The organism is Streptomyces sp. NPDC012825, assembly GCF_042900925.1.
Taxonomy (GTDB): Bacteria; Actinomycetota; Actinomycetes; order Streptomycetales; family Streptomycetaceae; genus Streptomyces.
Genome location: NZ_JBIBBZ010000003.1, coordinates 385,486 through 407,030, shown reverse-complemented (window position 1 = coordinate 407,030; position 21,545 = coordinate 385,486). Strand labels below are relative to the sequence as shown.

Annotated in this window: 24 protein-coding genes; 15 read left to right on the top strand and 9 right to left on the bottom strand. The window is 72.3% G+C overall.

Features of this window, described 5'->3' with window-relative positions; all coding sequences use genetic code 11:
* The first annotated feature begins 133 nt into the window (after positions 1 to 133).
* From ACFY7E_RS10445 to ACFY7E_RS10435, 3 genes are all read left to right on the top strand, one after another.
* On the top strand, positions 134 to 1,867 hold the full coding sequence (locus tag ACFY7E_RS10445; RefSeq protein ID WP_389483364.1) for a SulP family inorganic anion transporter: 1,734 nt from the start codon (positions 134 to 136) through the stop codon (positions 1,865 to 1,867).
* Positions 1,868 to 1,935: 68 nt separating this feature from the next.
* Positions 1,936 to 3,753 (top strand): alkyl/aryl-sulfatase, encoded by a 1,818-nt coding sequence (locus ACFY7E_RS10440; protein WP_389482911.1) that lies wholly within the window; start codon positions 1,936 to 1,938, stop codon positions 3,751 to 3,753.
* Positions 3,754 to 4,839: 1,086 nt separating this feature from the next.
* Complete coding sequence (locus ACFY7E_RS10435; RefSeq protein ID WP_389482909.1) at positions 4,840 to 5,178, top strand: MerR family transcriptional regulator; 339 nt, start codon at positions 4,840 to 4,842, stop codon at positions 5,176 to 5,178.
* Between the two features lie 78 nt (positions 5,179 to 5,256).
* On the opposite strand, the gene ACFY7E_RS10430 is transcribed toward ACFY7E_RS10435, so the two are convergent.
* The gene (locus ACFY7E_RS10430) at positions 5,257 to 6,096 is read right to left on the bottom strand and encodes a hemolysin III family protein (RefSeq protein ID WP_389482907.1); all 840 of its coding nucleotides are present in this window, start codon (positions 6,094 to 6,096) and stop codon (positions 5,257 to 5,259) included.
* 310 nt (positions 6,097 to 6,406) lie between these two features.
* Between ACFY7E_RS10430 and ACFY7E_RS10425 the strand changes: the two genes are divergently transcribed.
* The 3 genes from ACFY7E_RS10425 to ACFY7E_RS10415 all read left to right on the top strand — a co-directional run bounded on the left by ACFY7E_RS10425 (position 6,407) and on the right by ACFY7E_RS10415 (position 7,578).
* Positions 6,407 to 6,958 carry a DUF5994 family protein gene (locus ACFY7E_RS10425; protein WP_389482905.1) on the top strand — a complete coding sequence of 184 codons (552 nt, stop codon included), beginning with the start codon at positions 6,407 to 6,409 and terminating at the stop codon, positions 6,956 to 6,958.
* A gap of 4 nt (positions 6,959 to 6,962) precedes the next feature.
* A complete protein-coding gene (locus ACFY7E_RS10420) occupies positions 6,963 to 7,172 on the top strand; it encodes a hypothetical protein (RefSeq protein WP_389482903.1) in 210 nt (69 codons plus the stop codon).
* Between the two features lie 238 nt (positions 7,173 to 7,410).
* Positions 7,411 to 7,578, top strand: a complete 168-nt coding sequence (locus ACFY7E_RS10415) for a hypothetical protein (protein ID WP_389482901.1) — start codon at positions 7,411 to 7,413, stop codon at positions 7,576 to 7,578.
* A gap of 240 nt (positions 7,579 to 7,818) precedes the next feature.
* On the opposite strand, the gene ACFY7E_RS10410 is transcribed toward ACFY7E_RS10415, so the two are convergent.
* On the bottom strand, positions 7,819 to 8,316 hold the full coding sequence (locus ACFY7E_RS10410; RefSeq protein ID WP_389482899.1) for a DUF5994 family protein: 498 nt from the start codon (positions 8,314 to 8,316) through the stop codon (positions 7,819 to 7,821).
* A gap of 239 nt (positions 8,317 to 8,555) precedes the next feature.
* Here ACFY7E_RS10410 and ACFY7E_RS10405 point away from each other — a divergent pair, with 239 nt between their 5' ends.
* The 8 genes from ACFY7E_RS10405 (at position 8,556) to ACFY7E_RS10370 (ending at position 15,615) form a co-directional block, all read left to right on the top strand.
* Positions 8,556 to 8,822, top strand: coding sequence for a hypothetical protein (locus ACFY7E_RS10405; protein ID WP_389482897.1), 267 nt, complete (start codon positions 8,556 to 8,558; stop codon positions 8,820 to 8,822).
* Positions 8,823 to 8,986: 164 nt separating this feature from the next.
* Positions 8,987 to 10,192 (top strand): PP2C family protein-serine/threonine phosphatase, encoded by a 1,206-nt coding sequence (locus tag ACFY7E_RS10400; RefSeq protein ID WP_389482895.1) that lies wholly within the window; start codon positions 8,987 to 8,989, stop codon positions 10,190 to 10,192.
* A gap of 739 nt (positions 10,193 to 10,931) precedes the next feature.
* On the top strand, positions 10,932 to 11,279 hold the full coding sequence (locus ACFY7E_RS10395) for a transcriptional regulator (RefSeq protein WP_389482892.1): 348 nt from the start codon (positions 10,932 to 10,934) through the stop codon (positions 11,277 to 11,279).
* Complete coding sequence (locus ACFY7E_RS10390) at positions 11,276 to 11,956, top strand: nucleotidyl transferase AbiEii/AbiGii toxin family protein (RefSeq protein WP_389482890.1); 681 nt, start codon at positions 11,276 to 11,278, stop codon at positions 11,954 to 11,956. Before ACFY7E_RS10395 ends, ACFY7E_RS10390 begins: the two co-directional genes overlap by 4 nt.
* A gap of 377 nt (positions 11,957 to 12,333) precedes the next feature.
* On the top strand, positions 12,334 to 12,555 hold the full coding sequence (locus ACFY7E_RS10385; protein ID WP_389482888.1) for a hypothetical protein: 222 nt from the start codon (positions 12,334 to 12,336) through the stop codon (positions 12,553 to 12,555).
* 1,446 nt (positions 12,556 to 14,001) lie between these two features.
* Positions 14,002 to 14,391 (top strand): VOC family protein, encoded by a 390-nt coding sequence (locus ACFY7E_RS10380; protein WP_389482884.1) that lies wholly within the window; start codon positions 14,002 to 14,004, stop codon positions 14,389 to 14,391.
* A gap of 292 nt (positions 14,392 to 14,683) precedes the next feature.
* Positions 14,684 to 15,349: a CatB-related O-acetyltransferase gene (locus ACFY7E_RS10375; protein WP_389482882.1), complete on the top strand. Its 666-nt coding sequence runs from the start codon at positions 14,684 to 14,686 to the stop codon at positions 15,347 to 15,349.
* A 26-nt stretch (positions 15,350 to 15,375) separates the two neighbouring features.
* A complete protein-coding gene (locus ACFY7E_RS10370; RefSeq protein WP_389482880.1) occupies positions 15,376 to 15,615 on the top strand; it encodes a hypothetical protein in 240 nt (79 codons plus the stop codon).
* Between the two features lie 157 nt (positions 15,616 to 15,772).
* On the opposite strand, the gene ACFY7E_RS10365 is transcribed toward ACFY7E_RS10370, so the two are convergent.
* The gene (locus tag ACFY7E_RS10365) at positions 15,773 to 15,988 is read right to left on the bottom strand and encodes a DUF6243 family protein (RefSeq protein WP_383438581.1); all 216 of its coding nucleotides are present in this window, start codon (positions 15,986 to 15,988) and stop codon (positions 15,773 to 15,775) included.
* A 61-nt stretch (positions 15,989 to 16,049) separates the two neighbouring features.
* Positions 16,050 to 16,985, bottom strand: a complete 936-nt coding sequence (locus ACFY7E_RS10360) for a LysR family transcriptional regulator ArgP (protein WP_389482877.1) — start codon at positions 16,983 to 16,985, stop codon at positions 16,050 to 16,052.
* Positions 16,986 to 17,054: 69 nt separating this feature from the next.
* Between ACFY7E_RS10360 and ACFY7E_RS10355 the strand changes: the two genes are divergently transcribed.
* On the top strand, positions 17,055 to 17,678 hold the full coding sequence (locus ACFY7E_RS10355) for a LysE/ArgO family amino acid transporter (RefSeq protein ID WP_389482874.1): 624 nt from the start codon (positions 17,055 to 17,057) through the stop codon (positions 17,676 to 17,678).
* Positions 17,679 to 17,746: 68 nt separating this feature from the next.
* On the opposite strand, the gene ACFY7E_RS10350 is transcribed toward ACFY7E_RS10355, so the two are convergent.
* The 5 genes from ACFY7E_RS10350 to ACFY7E_RS10330 all read right to left on the bottom strand — a co-directional run bounded on the left by ACFY7E_RS10350 (position 17,747) and on the right by ACFY7E_RS10330 (position 21,497).
* Complete coding sequence (locus ACFY7E_RS10350; RefSeq protein WP_389482872.1) at positions 17,747 to 19,948, bottom strand: FG-GAP repeat domain-containing protein; 2,202 nt, start codon at positions 19,946 to 19,948, stop codon at positions 17,747 to 17,749.
* Positions 19,949 to 20,082: 134 nt separating this feature from the next.
* Positions 20,083 to 20,208: a hypothetical protein gene (locus tag ACFY7E_RS10345; protein ID WP_389482870.1), complete on the bottom strand. Its 126-nt coding sequence runs from the start codon at positions 20,206 to 20,208 to the stop codon at positions 20,083 to 20,085.
* Positions 20,209 to 20,250: 42 nt separating this feature from the next.
* Positions 20,251 to 20,592, bottom strand: coding sequence for a hypothetical protein (locus ACFY7E_RS10340; protein WP_389482868.1), 342 nt, complete (start codon positions 20,590 to 20,592; stop codon positions 20,251 to 20,253).
* Between the two features lie 277 nt (positions 20,593 to 20,869).
* On the bottom strand, positions 20,870 to 21,058 hold the full coding sequence (locus ACFY7E_RS10335; protein ID WP_389482866.1) for a hypothetical protein: 189 nt from the start codon (positions 21,056 to 21,058) through the stop codon (positions 20,870 to 20,872).
* 28 nt (positions 21,059 to 21,086) lie between these two features.
* A complete protein-coding gene (locus ACFY7E_RS10330) occupies positions 21,087 to 21,497 on the bottom strand; it encodes a VOC family protein (protein ID WP_389482864.1) in 411 nt (136 codons plus the stop codon).
* Positions 21,498 to 21,545 lie beyond the last annotated feature (48 nt).

Sequence of the window (21,545 nt, the reverse complement as noted above, 5' to 3'; positions counted from 1 at the left end):
GCACCTCACCAGGGTGTCGGCACCCTGGCCGACGGCTCTGCGGCGCCGTTCGCCCGTTCGGACCAGTCGCGGTGGTCGGGGTCCCGCCGCCGGGTTTGCCTAGGTGCGGACGGACGGAGAGGGGTGGTGGCGGATGGCGGCCGGTCGGCGCGCGTGTCTCACGCCGAGGCTGCGGAGGCTGGGGCGTCCGCGGCCCGCCGATGCCACCTCGGGCGCCGTCACCGGGCTGTTCTCGATCCCGGAGGGGATGGCGTACGCGGCGATCGCCGGGTTCAACCCGGTCGCCGGCCTGTACGCGGGCGTGGTGCCCGCGATCGTGGGCTCGCTGACCTCCCGTACCGTCCTCATGGTCACGACGCTGACCAGCGCGATCGCCCTGACCTCGCAGAGCGTGCTGTCGGACGCGGGGCTCGACCCGAAGGACGCCGGGAACGTGGCCGTGCTGACGGTGATGGTCGGCGCGGTGATGCTGCTGATGGGCGTGCTCCGGCTCGGCGCCGTCATGAGCTTCGTGTCGAACGCGGTCATGACCGGGTTCTCCACCGGCATCGCGCTGCAGATCATCACGGGCGTGCTGAAGGACGCGACCGGCTACGAGCCGCAGGGGCACAACAAGCTGTACCAGCTCGGCGACTGGCTGGTGCACGCCGGTGACTGGAAGGGGGCCACGACCCTCGTCGCCGTCGTCACCCTGGGCGTCTGGGCAGCGGCCCGGGCCGTGAAGCGGCTCGAACCGGTGGCCCTGCTGATCGCCATGGTCGTCGCGAGCGTCGGGGTGACGGCCCTGTCCGTCGACGTGGAACTGGTGAAGGGCATCGCCTCGATCCCCGCCGCCCTGCCCTCCTTCACCGCCCCCGACCTGTCAGCCGTCCCCGCACTGATCGGCGGCGCGTTCTCCGTGGCGCTCGTCGCCCTCGCGCAGGCCGCCGGGATCTCGCCGTCCATGCCCAACCCCGACGGCTCGCGCTCCGACGTCAACGGCGACTTCCGCTCCCAGGGGTACGCGAACCTCCTCGGCGGCCTGTTCCAGGCACTGCCCTCCGGCGGCTCGATGTCCCGCACCGGCGTCGCGGTCTCCGCCGGGGCCCGCACCCGCTGGGCCGGGGTGTTCTCCGGCGGCATCCTCGCCCTCGTCGTCCTGCTGTGCGGGTCGCTCGCCGAGCGCATCCCCATGCCCGTCATCGGCGGCCTGATCCTCGTCGTCGGTGGCGAGCTGATCTGGGGCAAGCGCCACGACATCCGCCTCGTCCTGCGCACCTCCCGGATGTCGTCGGCGGCGATGGTCCTCACCTTCCTCGCCACCACCCGGCTCCCCCTCCAGCGGGCCATCGTCCTGGGCGCCGTCCTGTCCCTGCTGCTGTACTGCGCCCAGGCCGCCCGCCAGGCCAAGGTCGTCGCCCTGGACCGGGGCGGGGACGGGACCTGGCACACCGCCGACCCGCCGGGACGGCTGCCGCCCGGTGAGGTCACCGTCCTGGACTACGCCGGCGTGTCCTTCTTCGCCGAGCTCCCCCGCATCGAGGCCCAGCTGCCCGATCCCGCCGGGGCCCGCGATGCCGTCCTCGTCCTCGTCGTACGGACCGTGCCGGACGTGCCGTCCTCGGCCGTGATCAAGCTCCTCGACCGGTACGCCCGGGCGCTCTCCGACGCCGGAGGCCGGCTCGTCCTGGCCGGGGCCACGCCCCCGCTCGTACGGGCCCTGGATGCGTCCGGGCTGAGCGAGCGGCTCGGCGAGGGAGGAGTCGTACCGGCCCGGCCCGAACTGTTCGGGGCCCTGCACACGGCGGTCACCGACGGGCACGCCTGGATCGCCGCGCGGCAGCGGGCGGACACCGGCCCTGACAGCGAGCCGACCGGACATTCATAACAAAGTGCGCATACCACCATCCGGTGTTGAGATGAACCGGACCGCACCGCCGCAGAACGGAGCAAGAGATGAGCGCCCTCCCCTTCGAGGACACCACCGACTTCGAGAACGCCGACCGCGGTTTCATCGGCGCGCTGGTCCCCGGCGTGGTCGAGTCGGCGGACGGCCGCGTCGTGTGGGACAACGACGCCTACGACTTCCTCAAGGGAGACTGCCCCGACACGGCCAGCCCCAGCCTGTGGCGACAGGCGCAACTCGCCTCGAAGCAGGGCCTGTACGAGGTCACCGAGGGCATCTACCAGGTCCGCGGCCTCGACCTGTCCAACATGACGCTCGTCGAGGGCGAGCGCGGTGTGGTCGTCATCGACCCGCTCATCTCCGCCGAGACCGCCGCCGCCGCGCTCGCCCTCTACCGCGAGCACCGCGGCGACCGCCCGGTCACCGGCCTGATCTACACCCACTCGCACGGTGACCACTTCGGCGGCGCCCGCGGCGTGCTGCCGCGCGGCACCGAGGAGGGCGTGCCGATCCTCGCCCCCGCCGGCTTCCTGGAGCACGCGGTCAGCGAGAACGTCTACGCCGGCAACGCCATGACCCGCCGCGCGGTCTTCATGTACGGCGACCGGCTGCCCAAGGCCCCCGACGGCCAGATCGGCGCCGGCCTCGGCATGACCACCTCCACCGGCACCATCACGCTCATCCCGCCCACCGTGGACATCACCGAGACCGGGCAGGAAGAGACGGTCGACGGCGTCCGCATCGTCTTCCAGCTCACCCCCGGCACCGAGGCGCCGTCGGAGATGAACTTCCTCTTCCCCGACCACCGCGCCCTGTGCCTGGCGGAGAACGCCACGCACAACATGCACAACATCCTGACCCTGCGCGGCGCCGTCGTCCGCGACTCCCGCATCTGGTCGCGCTACCTCGACGAGGCCCTCGAGTTGTTCGACGGGCAGTACGACGTCGCCTTCGCCTCCCACCACTGGCCCACCTGGGGCCATGACAACGTCGTGCGCTTCCTCTCCGAGCAGCGCGACCTCTACGCGTACATGCACGACCAGACCCTGCGCCTGCTCAACAGCGGCCTGACCGGACCCGAGATCGCCGAGGAGATCCAGCTCCCGCCCGCCCTGGAGAACTCCTGGCACGCGCGTGGCTACTACGGATCCCTGAACCACAACGTCAAGGCGATCTACCAGCGTTACCTGGGCTGGTTCAACGGCAACGTCGCCACCCTGTGGGAGCACCCGCCCGTCGAGCTGGCCAAGCGGTACGTCGACCTCGCCGGCGGCCCCGGCCAGGCCCTCGCCAAGGCCCGCGACTACATCGAGCGGGGCGACCTCCGCTTCGCCGCCACCCTCCTCAACCACGTCGTCTTCGCCGACCCCGGCGACACCGAGGCCAAGGAGACCCTCGCGCAGGTCTACGACCGGCTCGGCCACGGCGCCGAGAACGGCACCTGGCGCAACTTCTACCTCACCTCCGCGATGGAGCTGCGCCACGGCGAGAACGCGGCCCTGCTCGACACCGCCAACCCCGAGATGGCGATGGCGCTGACCACCGACATGCTCCTCGACTCGATCGCCGTCCGCATCGACGGCCCGCGCGCCTGGCACGAGGACCTCACCCTCGACCTCGTCCTCACCGACGAGGACGCCCGCCACCGACTCACCCTCCACAACGGCGCCCTCACCCACCGCACCCTCAGCGGCGCGCCCCGCACTCCCGCCGGGCTCACCCTCACCCTCACCAAGCCGCAGCTCCTGGGCGTCCTCACGGGCAAGGGCCCCGACGGCATCACCACCGACGGCGACCCGGCCCTGCTGACCCGCCTCTTCTCGTACGTCACCCAGCCCGACCCGGGCTTCCCGATCGTCACCCCCTGAACACCGCACCCCGCAAAGGGGCCTCGCGAGGCCCTTCCGGCCGGCAGCGCCGAGCCGATCCTCGAGGCCTGACGCCCCACGGCGGCGCGTGCCACAACGTGCCAGTAGGGACGGTGACCAGCGGACGACAGGGGAGATGGCGAGGCGCCGAGAAGCCGACCCAGAACGAGCGTTCCCGCAGGTCAGAGGGCGCGCAAGGGCTCAAGTGCTGGTTGATTCCCAAGCTCATAGCACGGGTTCGATTCCCGTCATCCGCTCGTGAACGAAGTCCCAGGTCAGCGACCTGGGACTTCATCACTGCCCGAGTCCGCCCAGGAGTCGCGCACCACGCGTGCACCACACGCTCTCCGTCGCGGCCACCCTGCGGCCTTCTCGCGGACCGTCCGCGTCGCCCCGTCAAGGTTGGCCGCCGCTCCCCCCGTCCCCCGCGATCCGGGCCCGGCCCCGCGCGGCGCCGTCCGCGGTGGCGGGCGTCAGCGCCGTGTGGCGCCGTCACCGATTACCTCGCCGCCGGACTCACGAAAATCTGTCATCGCCACGGTAGACATTTGATGTGAGCGTGGGTATGTTTTCTCTCGTAGCCGAGAAAGACAGCAGGCCTGGCAGAGACGAACTGCCGGCAAGCGGTATCAGCGGTACACGCAGTCGCAGGACGGTACGGCGGTGGAGTTCCGAAGCCAGGGTTGTCGCAGGACGGCGACGGGACTGACGGCCGGACCGGGTGGCCCGCAGTGATCAGGGGCCGCCGGTGCGAGACCGCGGTCATGGCAGACGCGGTCCTCGTGAACGCAGCACGCAGCAGTGAAGTCAGTGAGCAGTTGATCACCGAGGAGAGAACGGAGGGGCGAAGCGCCATCGGGATCGCCCGGGCGGAAGTGTCGAGCCCGGGTACCGCAGGACATCGTCAGTGAGGTGGTCTCCGGTCAAGCAACCGCGATCCCCGCATCCCTGGTAGCAGTCGGGCCGGGTCTGCGGACACAGAAGGCCGGCGCAGTGTCAGGGCCGGCAGGTGGTGTAGTAGTTCCTTCGGGGCCCTGGTGCCGTACGGCACCAGGGCCCCCCGACGTGTTTCAGGGAGAGGTGCAGATGACGGCAGACGACACGCGCGGGCGTCTCGACGACGACGACTACCCCGCCTACACCATGGGCCGGGCCGCCGAGATGCTCGGCACCACCCCCGCCTTCCTGCGGGCCCTGGGCGAACACCGCCTGATCACCCCGCTGCGCTCCGAGGGCGGCCACCGCCGCTACTCCCGCTACCAGCTGCGCATCGCCGCACGCGCCCGCGAACTCGTCGACCAGGGCACCGCCGTCGAGGCCGCCTGCCGCATCGTCGTCCTCGAGGACCAGCTCGAAGAAGCCCAGCGCATCAACGCCGAATTCCGCCGCGCCGCCGGATCGGCCGCGCCGCCGGCCTCCGTCTGAGGCGGGTTCACCCGTCGCCCCCACCGACCCGTGGAGGCGGCCGGGGCCCACGGGCGAAATCGGGCTCCCGGCAGAGCGTCATGACCGGTGGACCGCGAGGAAGACGGCTGTGCAGTGGGAGGCGAAGGCCGCCACGGTCAGCGCGTGGAAGACCTCGTGGAAGCCGAACCAGCGGGGCGAGGGGTCGGGGCGCCGGAGGGCGTAGACGACCGCGCCCGCGCTGTAGAGGAGGCCGCCGGTCACGATCAGGGAGACCACGGCCGCCCCGCCGCCCCGCAGGAAGCCGGGCAGGTACCCCACGGGTGCCCAGCCCAGGGCCAGGTAGCAGGGGGTGTAGAGCCAACGGGGAGCCCCGACCCACAGGACACGGAAGGCGATGCCGGCCATCGCGCCCGTCCACACGGTCCACAACAGGACGGACCGCTGGTCGGGAGAGAGCAGGAGGACGGCGAGCGGGGTGCACGTGCCGGCGATGATCAGGAAGATGTTGGCGTGGTCGAGGCGACGCAGAACGGCCTCGCCGAGCGGCCCCCAGGTGCCGAGGTGGTAGACGGCACTGGTCCCGAACAACAGCCAGGCCGTGGCGGAGTACACGGTGCAGGCCAGCACGGCCCGCGGCTCCCCCGCACGGCAGATGAGGACGATGCCCGCCACCAGCGACACGGGGACCATGCCGGCGTGGAGCCGGCCGCGCAGCCTCGGCTTGACCTGTTCCGCCAGCCCGGCGGCCAGTTCGGCCGGACCGGCGGCGGGACGGGCGTCCTCGGCGGCACCGTCGTGTCGCGGTCCGGGGGCGGGACCGGCCGGCCCGTCCCCCACGACCGCCGGCGCGGAAGGGCCGCTGCCGGCTTCGGCGTCGTCCCGGGACACCGCCTCCTCCGGTCCCGAACCGGTCCGTCGGGGATCGCGGGCAACCATGTGCACATCGTAGGAACCCGCCCGGAGGAGATCCCGGAACCCCGCCCCGTCGCACTCCGCGTGACGAGCTCCGGCCCCGCGGGCGGCTCCCCGTCGTCGAAACGCGTCGGGCCGACCGGCCGGGTCGGGGCGGACGCCCGGGAGCCGCCCGGCGGAAACCCTTTCGCCGGGAACCCCTCGTCCGGCCGCGGGGAGCGGTAGGCTGGGATTACCGGAAGTAACTCGTACACCCGCCGCCACGCGGACGTCGTTTCCGGCGATCAAGACACTGGGCCGCTCCGCGGAGCGGCCCGGGAATGGGTCCGCGATCATGACCACCATCGCTCCGCCCCTCCCGGCACGTCTGACCCTGACGCCGGGGACCACCCCCGCCGGCTTGTTGGACGGCGCCTGGTGGCCCCGCTCACGCGATCTCGCGGTCGGGCTTCCGTCACTGGTCGACGCGCTGGAGAGCCGCTTCGGGCGCATCACGCGCGTCACGGTGAACCCCGCCCGCTGGCCCGTCGTCCCCCACAAGGTCCCCGCCACCGGGCACACCGTGCACGTGGGCTGGTTCACCGAACAGGATCCCGACAAGATGATCCTGCTCTCCTACGCCGTCGGCCGCTGCGACCTGCTGGTGATCCCGCCCGGGACCGAACCCGCCGCGGCAGCCCGGCTCATGGCCGCCGCCGCCGTCCCCGGCGGCGTCCTCACCGCCGGCGCACTGCTGTCCGGCGAAGCCGCGGCCGGCCGCGGCGCGCGGGACGCCCGAAGCCGCGAGGACTCCTGGGAGACCGATGGCGGGGCCGCCCCGCCGGCCCTCCGGCACCCGGTCGCCGGGGCACGGATGATCTCCTTGCCGGGGAACGTGCGGAGGTGACGACGTGGAGACCCTGATCACGCTCGCGGCGGGAGCCGTCCTGATCGTGCTCGGCCTGTTGCTGATCCACCGGCTCAACGCCCAGCACGACGCGCGCATCGCGACCCACCGCTTCAGCGACCCCTTCCCGGCCGTCGCCCGGCCACCGGGTCACAGCACCCGCAGTTCGTCGGGACAGGCGCCCGGCCGCAAGCGCACGGGCATCCGGTCCTGACCCTCGAACCACTCCTCCGGCCGAAGGCCGCGGGCGGTGCGCCCGGCGCCCGGGACGCCCCGCCCGGCGGCCCGCTCCACCTTTCGGCACCAACCGGCCCGGAGTCGTACAATGGAACCAGGATCGAGCACTCTCACGTGCGGCGATCCGGAAGGGCGGCCCTGGCGGAGTGAATGCGCCGGGGCCGTTGTGACGACCGCCGCCGTGAGGTTTCCGCATCCGCGAACCGAGGCACACCATGGTCCTCCTCTCTCTCCTGCTGATCGCCGCGATCACGCTGATCGTCATCGGCGCGGCCGTCGACGGCATGCTGTACCTGGCATCCGTCGGCACGCTCCTCCTCGTCGCGGGCGTCCTCTGCCTCGCCGTGAGGTCGGTACTGCACCGCCGACGCCCGGCGCACTGAGGTCCCTTCCCCTACCGCCGGCCCTCCCGGACCGAGCGCGACGCGCGGCCGGGCCGACGGGCACGCGCACCGGTCACGTCCCCCCTCGTCCGCTCTCGCCCTCGTCCGCTCTCGCACGAGGCCCCGGGTCGGCGGCCCGGGGCCTCGGCCCTCGTCCGGACCTCTCCCACCGTCACCGGGCCGCGTGACGGCAGGCGGAGCGGCGGGAGCACAGGGCCAGGTTTCCCTTCGCGGTCCGGGTCATGACGGTTCCTCGGACCCGGTCGTCGGGGAGGGCAGGACGGCGACGAGGATCTCGGCGGCCCGCGTCACGTTGTCGGCACGGACCGCACGGGCCATGGCCGTGCGCGCGGCCTCGGGCTCGGTGTCCGGCGGCACCACCATCAGCGCGAAGTGGTCCTCGTCGCCGCGGGTGACGAGGACGGTGTCGTCGCCGACGGGGAAGGAGTCGACGTGGACGACCCGGCCGTCGACGGTCAGACGGGTCGGGATGCCCTTCCAGGCGGAGGCGTCGAGACCGACCCGGCTGAGCGGGCCGAGGTGCTCGGTCAGGGCGGTGACCAGGGGCGGGAACTCCCGTTCGACGTCGCGCGTGCGCGGCCACCACGCGCCGTCGAGGAGACCCTGCCGGGACCGCGTCGTCTCCAGGCGGAGCAGGGCGGTGCCCGGCCGGACGGCGTGATGGACCTCGTCGGGCAGGAGGAGCGGGGAGGTGGGGGAAGTGCCTGCGTCGGTCATGACCGGTCCGCCTGTCTGCAGGGAGCGGCTGCCGCACGGGGCGCGGTCACAGCGGGTGCCGGGCCGGCGGGCGGTGCGGGGGCTCGTTCCTTCACCGTACTCCGCGGGTTCCGCGCGTGCGCCGCTCCGTCGACGCACGAGGCCGGCGTCACCGGACGTACGGTGGACGTACCGGGAAGCGCGCCGGGCCCGCTCCGGGCGCCCGCGAACGCGTCCCGGGTGAAAGGACGGTGCCCGCCGTGGAGCACAACGATCCCGAAGCCCTGCCGACACCCGGACACGCCGAGGTGCGCATCGTCGCCGCCACCCCGGAAGCCGCCCGCGCGGTGGCGGAGGTCCTCCGCCGCTGCTTCGCCGGCGGCGAGCAGCGCAGCTACCCCGCTCCGGGCGGGGGCTCCCGTCTCCACCTCACCGTCGACACCGCCCGCACCGCCGGGCCGGCACGGTCCTGGCTGGCCGCCAGCAGGCCCCCGAGCGGCGCCGGACCCCACACCGAGGAACCCTGACCGGTCTCCCACGGCAGGACGGCACGGCGTCCTCCGCCCCGGCGGGGCACGCGTGGCGTCCCCGGCCGCCGTGCAGCATCCTGGAAGCCGCACCGCGATGCCGCCGGATCGGCATGCCGGCACCGGCCCCGGTCGTCGCCCCGCCGCCCTCCTGGAGGCCCCGGATGACCGTCGGACGGTACGAGCACGGGGATCCCGACCGCTCGGAGAGCTTCGGGGAGGAGCTGCTGGGCGGGCTCCTGGACCCCGCGCACGAGCTGCCGCCCGACCGGGTCGGGCCCGTCGTCGCCGACCTGCTGGTCCGGCTCGGATGCCGGGAGGTGCGGATCCTCCTCCAGGACTACGGGCAGCGGAAGCTGGTCCCCCTTCCCGGGGAAGGACTGGCGGGCGGCGAGCCGCTGCCGGTCGACCACTCGGAGGCCGGCCGGTGCTTCCTCACCTCACGCCCGGTCGAGACCGCGTCGGCCGAGGGGGTACGCGTCCACGTACCGCTGCTGGCCGGCGGTGACCAGGCCGGGGTCCTGGCCGTCACCCTGGACACGGTCGACGAGGACGACCGCCGCATCCTGCGCAGGATCGCGGGCCTGGTCGCCGACCTGCTGCAGACCAAGAACGGTTACACCGACCTCTTCTTCCGAACCCGCCGCGGCGAACCGATGAGCGTCGCCGCGGAGATCCAGTGGTCGCTCCTGCCGCCCCTGGCCATGTCGATGCCCCGTGTCGCGGTCGCCGGGGCCCTGGAACCCGCCTACGACGTGGCCGGCGACAGCTTCGACTACGCCCTGAACGGCGACGCCTTCCACCTCGCCATGATCGACGCGATGGGCCACGGCCTGGACGCGGCGACCATGGCGACCGTGGCCATCGGCGCGTACCGGCACGCCCGCCGGATCAGCGTCGAGCTGTCCGAGATCTACCTGTTCATGGACCGGGCCGTGGCCGAGCAGTTCGCCCCCGACCACTTCGTCACCGCGCAGATGATGCGGCTGGACACGGACACCGGCCGCCTCCGGTGGGTCAACGCCGGGCATCCCGCCCCCATGCTGATCCGCGAGCACCGCGTCGTACGCCGCCTGAACAGCCCCACGACCCTCCCCGTCGGCTTCGGAGGGGACCAGCCGCAGATCGGCGAAGTGACGCTCGAGCCCGGCGACCGCGTCCTCTGCTTCACCGACGGCCTGGTCGAGGAACACGAGAGCGGACGGGAACAGTTCGGCGAAGACCGGTTGATCGACTGCGTCCACCGGCTGGACCGGGCCGACCGGAGCGTCCGTGCCGTGGCACGCGACCTGTCCCACACGCTCGTACGTGCCCGTGACGGGGCCACCACCGACGACGCGACGCTCGTCCTCGTCGAATGGCGCGGATGACGGAAACCCCTCGCGTCCGGCGGTGCGGCCGCGAGGGGAGACCCGGTCGTACGCCCTCGCCGGGCCCCTGCGCGGAGTACGTCGGAGGTACCGGGAACACCTCGTACGTCCCCCTCACGCGGGCGTCGTTTCCGGCGATCGACACGCCGGGCCCCTCACGGAAGCCCGGGGCCAGGAGGACGCCCGGGAGACGGAGGGAGGGGCCGGCCCACGCCCACACCCCCGTCCCGTCCTGTCGCCGGAGCGCGCATGACCGCGCTCCCGCGCAAGAGGCGGAGGTGACGACCACGGCCCCGCGCCCGATCCGGTCCCCCGTCGGGAGGCTGTCCGGTCGCCGCGTCCCGTTCGCCTCCGGCACCGTGCCCCGGCCGCGCCCTTCAAGGCGGTGAACAGCGGTCGACAGGAGTGCTCGGGGAGTGTTCGAAAAGCCGTCTCGGAGCACGTCCTCGCGGCTCGGGCCAGGGTTGGCCGAGTCGAGTGACGGTGATTCCCAAGCTTGTGGCGCGGGTTCGATTCCCGTCATCCGCTCTTGCATGAAGCCACAGGTCAGGTACCTGGGGCTTCGTCGTTGCGCGGACTGGCTCAGATGCAGCGCACCACCTCCGCACCACCCGAGCCCAGCTCTTCACGGCCCCTGCCACACGGCATCCACAAGCCCTGGGGATCACGCGTTCGAATCGCGTGCGTCACTGTGCGGGTTCCGACCGGCCGCTCGGACCGACTGCGGAATAATCAAGGCATGGCAGCCACGTCCAGCGTCTCCGAGGTCCGCCGCGCCAGATTCGCCCAGCGGCTTCCCGCCGAGCTCTCGGAGCTCGACGGCCCCACGCACGGCATCGTCGACCTGCCGCTGCACCTCGTGTGGTCAGGCCTGTCCCGGTTCGATCTCGACCAGCCCCGATTGCGGATGAGCTGCTACCGAATCGTCCTGGCCGAGGGACAGCACGACGACCTGGTCCGCTACCTGAACAAGGAACTGCTCATCGGTATGTGGCCGATCCTGCGCACGCTGATCAGTCGGGACATCCGCGACGTCTGGGAGAGCGCCTTCAACGAGCTGGGTTCCAGCACCCAGGCGGCCGCGTGAACCTCACGGACCTGCACCGCCGTCTCCTCGCGGACGTCCTCGCGGTCGGCGACGTCTACCCTCTCGTACTCACCGGCGGCTACGCCGTCCAGGCACACGGACTGGTCAACCGGCTCAGCCAGGACCTCGACGTCGCCACCGAGAACCCGGAGCCGATGGAACGCATCGCCACCACCGTGCGCGCCGGACTCGAAGAACGCGGCTGGCACGTCCGGGCGTTGGAGACTGATCCACTGTGCGCACGGCTGATCGTCACCGATCCCACCACCGGCGAGGAGTGTGAGGTCGACGTCTTCAAGGAAGCGCTCTGGCGTCCGCCGGTCAAGACCGAGCACGGCCTCGTGCTCTCCCTGGAAGACGTGGTCGGCACCAAGGTTCGCGCACTGGCCGACCGTGGCCTGGCCCGTGATCTGATCGACGTCCGAGCCGCGACCAGCCGCTGGAGTCACACAGAGCTCGAGGAGCTCGGCCGCCGCCACGCCCGCAACACCTTCGACCTCACGGATCTCCAGTCCCGGCTCGCCGGAGCCGACTGGATCGACGACACCGAGTTCGCCGCGTACGGACTCGACGGCCAGGGCATCAGCGAACTCCGCCAGTGGGCACAGGCATGGGCTGACGACATCGCCGAGCGCCTCCATGAACGGGAAGCACTGGAAGAACCGCCCGAAGACTGACCCGCTTCGTTCCCGAACTCGCGCCCAGCGGTGCCTGGCAGAAGGATCCGGACGGCGGGCGCCCCCGTCGATGAGTCCAGGAGTGCGTGCCACAACGTGCCGGTAGGGGCGGTAAACAGCGGTCACCAGAGCTTCGCCGGGGGCAGTCGACGCGGAGCCGTCAGTAGACGTTCTCGCAGTTCAGAGGCTACGCACCTACTCGAGTGCCGGGTGATTCCCAAGCTTGTGGCGCGGGTTCGATTCCCGTCATCCGCTCTTCTGCGAAGCCCCGGGTCAGGGACCTGGGGCTGTTGCTTTTCGGCGAGGCCCTTCTCAGCCACCGCGCGCTGCGGACGTGAACGGCCGTAGCGGATACGCGTGGGCGCATACTGGGAGCAATGACAAAGCCAGGTGCACCGAAGCGCTTCTTGCCCACCAGCCCCTTCAAAGCCCCGGTCGCGCCGCCTCCCAAGCAGTTCGCCGTGGGCGACCAGGTCACACACGACGTGCACGGCCTTGGACGGGTCACCGGCATGGAGAACGGGATAGCGGTGGTCGTGGATTTCGGCTCGACGCGAGAGCGGGTCCTGAGTCCGTACGCCAAGATGAGCAAGCTGTAGGACCGCCGTGCCCGGTCACGGCACACCAGATCCGTTCATGGACCCGCAAGGAAGAGGACCCCTGTCATCGATCTGACGTCCCCGTTCTCCGCTCCGGTAGAGGCATCCCCCTACGCCGCTGCAGCATCACCGCATCCCACCACACATCCCTTCCAGGCGCCCGACTTCGGGGAGGTCGAAACCTTCCTGCTCGACGAGGACGCGCAAGCGTCCGCCTCCGGCACGAGTGCGGCTCGACGCGAGGCGGGCTAGCCCCCACTCGTGACGACGGCATCGGCATCGGCATCGGCATCGGCATCGGCATCGGCATCGGCATCGGCATCGGCATCGGCATCGGCATCGGCCACGAGGCGTATCCGTTTCCGTCGCCATCCACAACATGCGCCGACCAACTCCGTGCGGGTGTGACGGACTCAGATCCGTCACCGGACGAGGCGGCGGCGAGCGGGCGCAGGCGTATGGCGGCATGGATGAGGTCGGCCACGAACAGCGCGATGCGGATGAAGAACGGAAGAGGAGCCCGTCGACGACGGCGCCGATGACACCGAGCGCGATCGCGACGCTGATCAGGTCCAGGCAAAGGCGACGGAGGGGCGCCTCCCCGGTCGGACGGGAAGCTCGGCGGCGGGCCGACTGTCCCGGACCCACCGTCCCACCGCCGCACCGTCCAGGCGAACGAACACCAGACGGTGGCGCGTGGGCGGACCGACCCGGATCGCGGCCATGGCCGACCCGTCGATGCCGGTGCCGGTGCCGACGCAGATCGCTCCCAGGCTCTGACCGCGTGCCCCAGCCGTGCCCTTCAGGGCGGTGAACAGCGGTCAACACGGGCGTCTCGGGACAGGCGAGAAACACCTCATCAAGGAACGTTTCCGCAGGTCAGGATCCAGATGATCGAGCTGGGCGGCGGTGATTCCCAAGCTTATGGCGCGGGTTCGATTCCCGTCATCCGCTCTTGGAGACGAAGCCCCAGGTCAGTGGCCTGGGGCTTCGTCGTTGTCCGGACCTCTCGCTCCGAGGGGGCGGGACGCACCGCATTGCGCCACGGCGACTGGACCGTCGGAGTCATATTTCGACTCACGCTGGACCTGGGACGCATCAGCCACATCCACGCGTTGCCGGACTCACGCGACGCCGACTACGAGCACTTCGCGCCGCTCGGCATTCTTCGTGGCCGCTTCGGGCAACGCATGGCAGTGGATTCCGCCGGTGTCCGGGTCGACCTGGCCCACGGTCCGGCAGCCCGGCCAGTCGGATGCCGTCACTCGCACCGCCACTACGAGGGCAGGAGTCAGCGCCTCCTCGCCTCCGCCGGTACAGCCGCGGCCCACATCAACTGCTCTTGATCCGCTGAGTAGATGAAGATACGGTCCACGGCAACATCGCGTGTCGGTCACCGGCTGGGTGAGACATGGAGGTGTCGGGACATGCCTTCGGAGGCATTCCTTGTCAGTCGAGTTGAATCACACGATCGTTCACGCCCGGGACAACCGGGAGTCCGCCGAGTTCTTCGCGGACCTTCTCCAGCTTGAGATCACCGCCGAGTGGGGTCCTTTCATCGCGGTCGGTCTGGGTAACGGCGTCACGCTGGACTTCGCCACCGTCCCCGCGGACAGCATCACCCCCCAGCACTACGCCTTCCTGATCTCCGAGGAGGAGTTCGAAGCGGCGTACGCGCAGATAGGACAGCGCGGCATCGAGCACTACGCCGACCCCCAACGGAAGCAGCCCGGCACGGTCAATCACAACGACGGTGGCCGCGGCGTGTACTTCATGGACCCGGCGGGTCACGCCATGGAACTCATCACCGTGCCGTACGGCGGCTGGACCTCGTAACCGCGTCCCTCGAAGGACCGCACCCCCTCGGGGAGTGCGGTCCCCGGCCGCTGCCTGTGTCCCATGTGATCACCGCGGGCAACGTCGGCGCCGAAGGAATCAGCCTCCACGGCCTCGCGGTTCGGTGGGGTTCCGCGCCGCGGAGCGCACGGCCCGCGGAACACCCCGTGGCGCCGCAGTACTTCGCCGAACCCGATCTCGAGGCGTCCGCCGACAGCTCGGTCCGGACCGGAGCCGGTCCCCGGTCGCCTTCCGCCGCAGCCCCGTCACGCCCCTCCCGAGGAGCAGCACTTTGTCACCCGATCCGACCACCCTCCACCCCCTGCCCGCGCACGACCGGGTGGTGTTCCTCAAGCCCCTGATCACCTCGCCGAACATCACCGTGGGCGAGTACACGTACTACGACGATCCCGACGGCGCCACGGAGTTCGAGCGCCGCAACGTCCTGTACGCGTACGGACCCGAGCGCCTGGTCATCGGCAGGTACTGCGCGCTCGCCACGGGGACCCGTTTCCTGATGGCCGGCGCCGAGCATCCGACGACGGGAGTGTCCACCTACCCGTTCACGATGTTCGGCGGCCGGTGGGCCGAGGAGACCCTGGACATCGTCACCGCCATGCCCAGCCGCGGCGACACGGTCGTCGGCAACGACGTCTGGTTCGGCTACGGGGCGACCGTCATGCCCGGCGTACGGATCGGCGACGGCGCCATCGTCGCGGCCGGCGCCGTGGTCACCGCCGACGTCCCGCCGTACGCGATCGTCGGTGGCAACCCGGCCCGACCGATCCGGCAGCGCTTCGACGACGCCGGCATCGACCGGTTGCGACGCGCCGCCTGGTGGGACCGGCCCCCCGGCCTCGTCACCGAGCACGCCCGCACCATCATGGCCGGAACACCGGCCGACATCGCCCGCATCGCAGCCGACCACGCCCTGGAGAAGCCCCTGCGACCCGAGTGACCCCCGTGATCGTCGAAGAACATCCGGTGGCCGACAGTGCGGCGGGACCCTACGCCCTCACCACGGGACCGGACGGCGCCCTGTGGTTCACCCTCGTCCACAGCGGCCGGATCGGGCGCATCGTCCCCGGCCAGGAGCCGACGGCCCACCGCCTCGCCCCCGACAGCGGGTCGACCGTCATCGCCTTCGGCCCCGACGGCGCGCTGTGGACCGCGCTGGGGATCGGCGCACTCGCCCGCATCGCCCCGGCGGACAGCGCCACCTGAGCAGACTGCTCGCCCCTTCTCGCTTCGTCAGCGGTGGCCGCCCGCACGGCGGCCCGAGGGGAAACCCGTGACGTACGCACTCGTGATCCTCGAGACGGACGAGTCGCGCCACCGGGGCCGGAAGGCCGTGCCGCAGCGTGCCGGTGGGGGTGGTGTGTCAGCTCTGCGGGGTGTCGTCGTCCGTCCGGTCGGTGTCCTCGGTCGCGCGGGTCTTCTCGCGCATCTTGCGCACCAGTTCCGCCTTCTGTTCGGCGGCGCCCCGGCGGTCGAGGTTGCGGTGGGGGCCGTTGTTCTGCCGTTCGGCGCGGGACAGCTTCTTGCGCTGGCCGCCGCCCTGGCCCACGGGGTTGTTGATGTTCTTGCTGTCGGTCACGGGTTCTCCCGGTGGGGTGAGGGGGTCTGCGGGGTTCATCACGCTCTCACCCGTACGCCCCTCACGCCAAGCCCGGCAGTCCCGGTGCCGCTCGCCCGCCCCGGGGCAGCAGTGCCTCGGCGGCGACCGCCGCGACCGCCTCGGCGACCGAGGACAGGGCCGGTGAGTCCAGCTTCCACTGCTGCCAGTACAGCGGGACGTCCAGGGGCCGGCCGGGGGCGAGCTCCACCAGTCGGCCGGCCCGCAGGAGCGGCACGGCCTGCGGTTCGGGCACCAGGCCCCAGCCGAGGCCCGCGACCACCGCGTCCCGGAACCCGTCCGAGGCCGGCACCATGTGCCGGATCCGCCCGGCCCCCGACCGGCCCCGGGTCAGGGACCGTACGAAGGCGTCCTGGAGTTCGTCGCGCCGGTCGAACACCACCGTGGGGGCCTCCGCCAGGTCCTCGGCCAGGGAGCCGGTCAGGTGTCGGGTCGCGAACTCCGGGGTGGCCACCGCCAGGTAGCGGGCCAGCCCCAGCAGACGCACGGTGCAGCCGGCCACCGGGTGCGGCGACGAGGTGACGGCCGCCATCACCTGCCCCTCCCGCAGCAGGGCGGTGGTGTGGGCCTCGTCCTCCCGGTGGAGCTCGAAGCAGACCGGGGGCTCCCGCGGCACCCGGGTGAGCGCGGTCAGGAACCAGGTCGCGAGGGAGTCCGCGTTGACCGCCACCGGGACCCGCTCGGGGCCCTGTTCCGCCGCCAGTCCCAGTTCGACGCGGGCGTCCCGCTCCAGCCGGGCCAGCTGCCGGGCGAACCGGACCACCACCTCGCCCGACTCGGTGGCCCGTACCGGCTTGGTACGCATCAGCAGGACCCGGCCGGTGCGCTGCTCCAGGGCCTTGACGCGCTGGCTGACGGCGGAGGGGGTCACGTGCAGGACGGCCGCCGCGGCGTCGAAGGTGCCCTCGTCGACCACCGCCAGCAGGGTCCTGACCTGGTCCAGGGGAAGCTCTTCCATAAGCACGGCTAAGGGTACGTAAGAATCCTTAGCTTTACCCACCCCCGGGCGGTTCGTACGGTCGGAGGCATGACCAGCAGCATCGCCGCCGTACTCGCCGGATTCGGCACGGGCCTCTCCCTCATCGTGGCCATCGGGGCCCAGAACGCCTTCGTCCTGCGTCAGGGCGTCCGCCGCCACGCCGTCCTCGCCGTCGTCGCCATCTGCGCCGTCTCGGACGCGGTGCTGATCGCGCTCGGCGTCGCCGGGGTGGGCACGGTCGTCACGGCCTGGCCCGCGGCGCTGACCGTTGTCGGTCTCGCGGGCGGGGCGTTCCTGCTCTGCTACGGGCTCCTGGCCGCCCGGCGGGTGCTGCGGCCCGATCCCGCGGCCTCGCTCACGGCCGGCGGCGGTCCGGACGCGGGGTCCGCCCGCCGAGCGGTCCTGACCTGTCTGGCCATGACGTGGCTGAACCCGCACGTGTACCTGGACACCGTCCTCCTGGTGGGCTCGCTCGCCTCCGACCGCGGTGATCTGCGCTGGGCCTTCGGCGCGGGCGCGGCCCTGGCCAGCCTGGGCTGGTTCTTCGCCCTCGGCTTCGGCGCCCGCCTGCTGTCCGGCGTCCTGTCCCGCCCCAGGGCGTGGCGGGTCCTGGACGGCCTGGTCGCCACGACCATGCTGGCGATGGGCACGATGCTGGTCGCGGGGGCGTAGGCCGTCTCCGGACAAGGAAAGGGGAGGCCGCCGGGTGTCCCGGCGGCCTCCCCTCCTCACTCCGCGGGTCAGAACACGAAGTCCGACGTGTTCGCGGTGACCTGGTCCAGGTACATGTCCTCACCCGGCCGGAACGGGGCCTTCCAGTCGCCGGTGCCCTCGTACAGCTTCGGCATCCAGTAGGACGTGCCGAGGCCCATGAGGTCGGGGCGGCCGTCGCCGTTCGCGTCACCGGCGGCGATCAGCGGGCGGAACGCGTTCCAGCCGCCGCCGATCCTCGTGCGGGGTGCGAACGTGCCGTCGCCCTTGCCCAGGTAGAGCCAGAGGACGCCGTCCTTGTCGCGGGCGACGAGATCGCCGGCGGTGCCGCCCGCGATGTCGCCGACGGCCGTGATGTCGTTGTGGACCCCCCAGCCGGTGCCGATCCTCTTGCGGGGGAGGAACGGCTTCGTGGCGCTGCCGGTGCCGGGGTGGAGCCAGAGTCCGCCGGACGTGTCGGTGGCGAGCGCGTCCGCGCGGCCGTCGCCGGTCAGGTCGCTGCCGGCCGTGATCTCGTCGTAGGCCTGCCAGCCGCCGCCGACCTGGATCCGGGTGGCGAAGTTCCCGGCGCCCGTGCCCTGGTACAGCCAGAGCACGCCGGACTTGTCGCGGGCCAGGAGGTCGCCGACCGGCGTACCGCCGAGGTCTCCGGCGGCCTCCAGCCGGTCGTAGACGCCCCAGCCCGAACCGAGGTAGGTCTTGGCCCCGGCCTCGTTGATGCCGCGCCGCTCGTCGATCGGACGGTCGAAGAGGTCGGTGCGCCACAGGCGGCCGGCGGAGTCCCGGCCGAGCAGGTCGGGGCTGCCGTTGTCGTTGAAGTCGTGCGGCTGCGTCTTGCGGACGACCTCGAACGTGCCCTTGGCGGTGACGGCCGGGCCGATGCCGTTGTCCGGCTCGGCGGTCAGCTCCCAGGTGTATCCGCCGTTGGGGACGTGTTCGTCCCGGTTGCTGTCGACCCAGGCGAACGCCGGTGCGTCGGACGTCAGCGGCCAGGTCAGGGTGTGGGTCTTCCCGGTCCGCACGTGGCGGACGGTGAGCTCCGGGTTCCGCACCGCGCGGGACAGCGTCCACCTGAAGGTGAACCCGTCGGCCCGGTCGAGGTCGAGGACCTCCGGGGGCACGGTGGAGCCCGTGACGACGACCTCGGTGGGCTCGCCGGTCGCCGCGACCAGCTCGGCCTTCAGGGTGTCGCCGCCCGTGGCCGCGATCCGGTACATGCCCTCGCCCTGCCCGACGAGGCCGCCGCGCGCGTACAGGCTGCCGTCGGGGGCGGACGTGAACTCGTAGGCGTGGTCGAGCACCTTGACCGTCGCCCCGGTGGTGACGTTGTGGGCGGTGACGGCGTGGTGGACGCTCGGCTGGACGAAGCCCATGCCGCCCTTGTGCCCGTACAGCACCCAGTCGCCGACCAGGCCGACCTGGAGGCCGCCGAACGACGGCACCGGGGGCACCGGGGCCTCCCGCACGGCGCCGGTGGTCCGGTCCGCGACGAAGACCCGGGGGCCCTTGTCCGTCGCCGTGGCGGCGGACCAGGCGGTGTGGGTCGCGGAGACCGCCTGCGAGTGGATCCCGGGGGCGTCGAGGGTGAGGACGCCGCCGGCGAGGTCGAGGAGGCCCTGCCGGCCCGACCCGTTCTGCGTGAAGGTGACCGTGGCGTGGGCCGGGGTGGCGGGGGTGACCATGACGGAGGCCGCGTCGGCGGGCAGGCCGGTGACCTTCAGGGTGGGGGCCTCGTCGACGTGCTTGCGGAGCACCGTGCCCGCCTCGGTCGCGACGGTCGTGAAGACGGCGTCTCCCGCCGCGCCCGCCCACCTCGCGTCGGCGCCCGCCAGGGAGCCGATGGGGATCTCCAGGATGCCGTTCGTCGCCAGGTTCCGCTGGGTGATCTGGTACGCACCCCTGAAGACCAGGAAGTCGGTCGTCGGCGTCGACCGCAGGTACACGGCGCCGGTGTATCCCTGCCCGGTGCCGTCCGAGTAGCGCCGGAAGGTCGTGACGTTGGTGTTGGAGGTCGTCAGGAAGCCGGTCACGCCGGCCCCTACGAGTCTGCTGCCCTTGGGGTACGCGATCGGGTCCGCGGTCGTCGTCGCCGGCGCCGCGAGCACCCCGCCCGCGACCGGGGCTGCGTGCGCGGGAGCGGTCAGCACGGTCGCCCCGAGCGTGACGGCGAGGACGGTGGTGACGGCGCCGGCGAGCCGTCGGCGTGTCGGACGAGCCAGAAGCACGGGCATTCCTCCCGAGAACATCAGGCGCACCGTGCGCCTCACCGGCTGAGACCCCCGACCGGCCAGATGGTTGTACGGCTTCGGGACTTGCGCCCGAGCGCACCTGTGACCGGCCGACCGCTCGACCGGCGCCGCCGCCGTCACACGGCCCCGTGGCGCGCGGCGACGCGGCGGATCTCCAGCGCCGCGCCCGGCTGCTCCAGCAGCATCGTCCCGGCCTCGTTCCCCCCGCGGTGGACGCGCAGCCGCGGGCCCTCGGCGATCACGCGCACCTCCGGCCACGGGTACCGCCACAGGAGGGCGGAACGCTACCAGAGTTGCAGGCCGCGGGTCGTCGTCAGGAGTTGGTGCTGCGGACCCTCGTGCGCCGCGGGCGGGGTGTGCGCGGTGTACGGGGGCCGGACCGTGTAGGTGCCGATCACCGTCTCCCCGGGGTCCAGGGCCTCGTGGCGGATGCCGCGCCGACGACCCGCCGGCGCCCCGGCCCGGCCGGCGAACCCGGCCGTGATCAGGGCCCCCGCCGCGACCGCCCGCACCGGCAGACCGGTCACCGCCCCGAGGCCGGCGACCGCCGCCGCCGCGACGAGCGCCGTCCCGACCGCGCCCGACAGCTCCGCGCGCGGAACGCGCCGCTCCTGACCCTCGCCCATGCCCCGAGCCCTCCCCGCTCCCCGCCGGGTGGTCCCGGCGCGGTGTCACCTGCTCCGGGACCGGCCCCCGACTCCGGCCCCGCTCCAGACCGACCCTGCCATCCGGCGTCCGGCGGATCATCGCCGGAGCCCGGCAGTCCTGGAGGGGGAAGACCGACAGGGCGCCGCCCTCCGGACGGATCCGCCGCGCGGGCCGTACTCCCGCGGTCCGGGCCGGACGGACGGGCGGACGGGTGAATGGGTGAGTGGGTGAGTGGGTGGACAGGCGGGCGGGCGGTCAGCCCGCCGTCCGCGTGACGAGTGCGGGCATTCGCCCGGTGAGGGCCGGGTCCGCCTCCCCGGTCTTCCCGGTCTCTCCGGTCTCGGCAGCCCCGGCAGCCGTCGCGTCCCCTCCCCCCTCCCCGGTCAGGTCCTTCCGGCGGCGCTGCGCCTCGGTGCGGGCGCGGGCCCACGCGGGGTGGCACATGGCGGATCCCTCCTTCCGGCGCGGCGGGTCAGCGGAGTTCCTGGATGCGGATCAGGTTGCCCGCCGGGTCGCGGAAGGCGCAGTCGCGGATGCCGTACGGCTGTTCCGTCGGTTCCTGGACGACCTCGGCGCCGGCGGCCCGGACCTTCGCGAAGACGGTGTCGAGGTCGCGGGAGGCGAGGAGGATCCAGCCGTACGTGCCCTTGGCCATCATCTCGGTGACGACGCGCCGCTCGTCCTCGGTGACGCCGGGGTCGGTGGCGGGCGGTGCGAGCAGGATCGACGTGCCGGGCTGTCCGGCCGGGCCGACCGTGATCCAGCGCATCCTCCCCTGCCCGACGTCGCTGCGGATCTCGAAGCCGAGGGCGTCGCGGTAGAAGGCCACGGCGGCGTCCGGGTCGTCGTGCGGGAGGGCGGTGGTGTGGATGGTGAGGTCCATGTGCGTCACGCTAACTCCGCCCGCCCGGACGGCGCTTCTCCGGTCCTG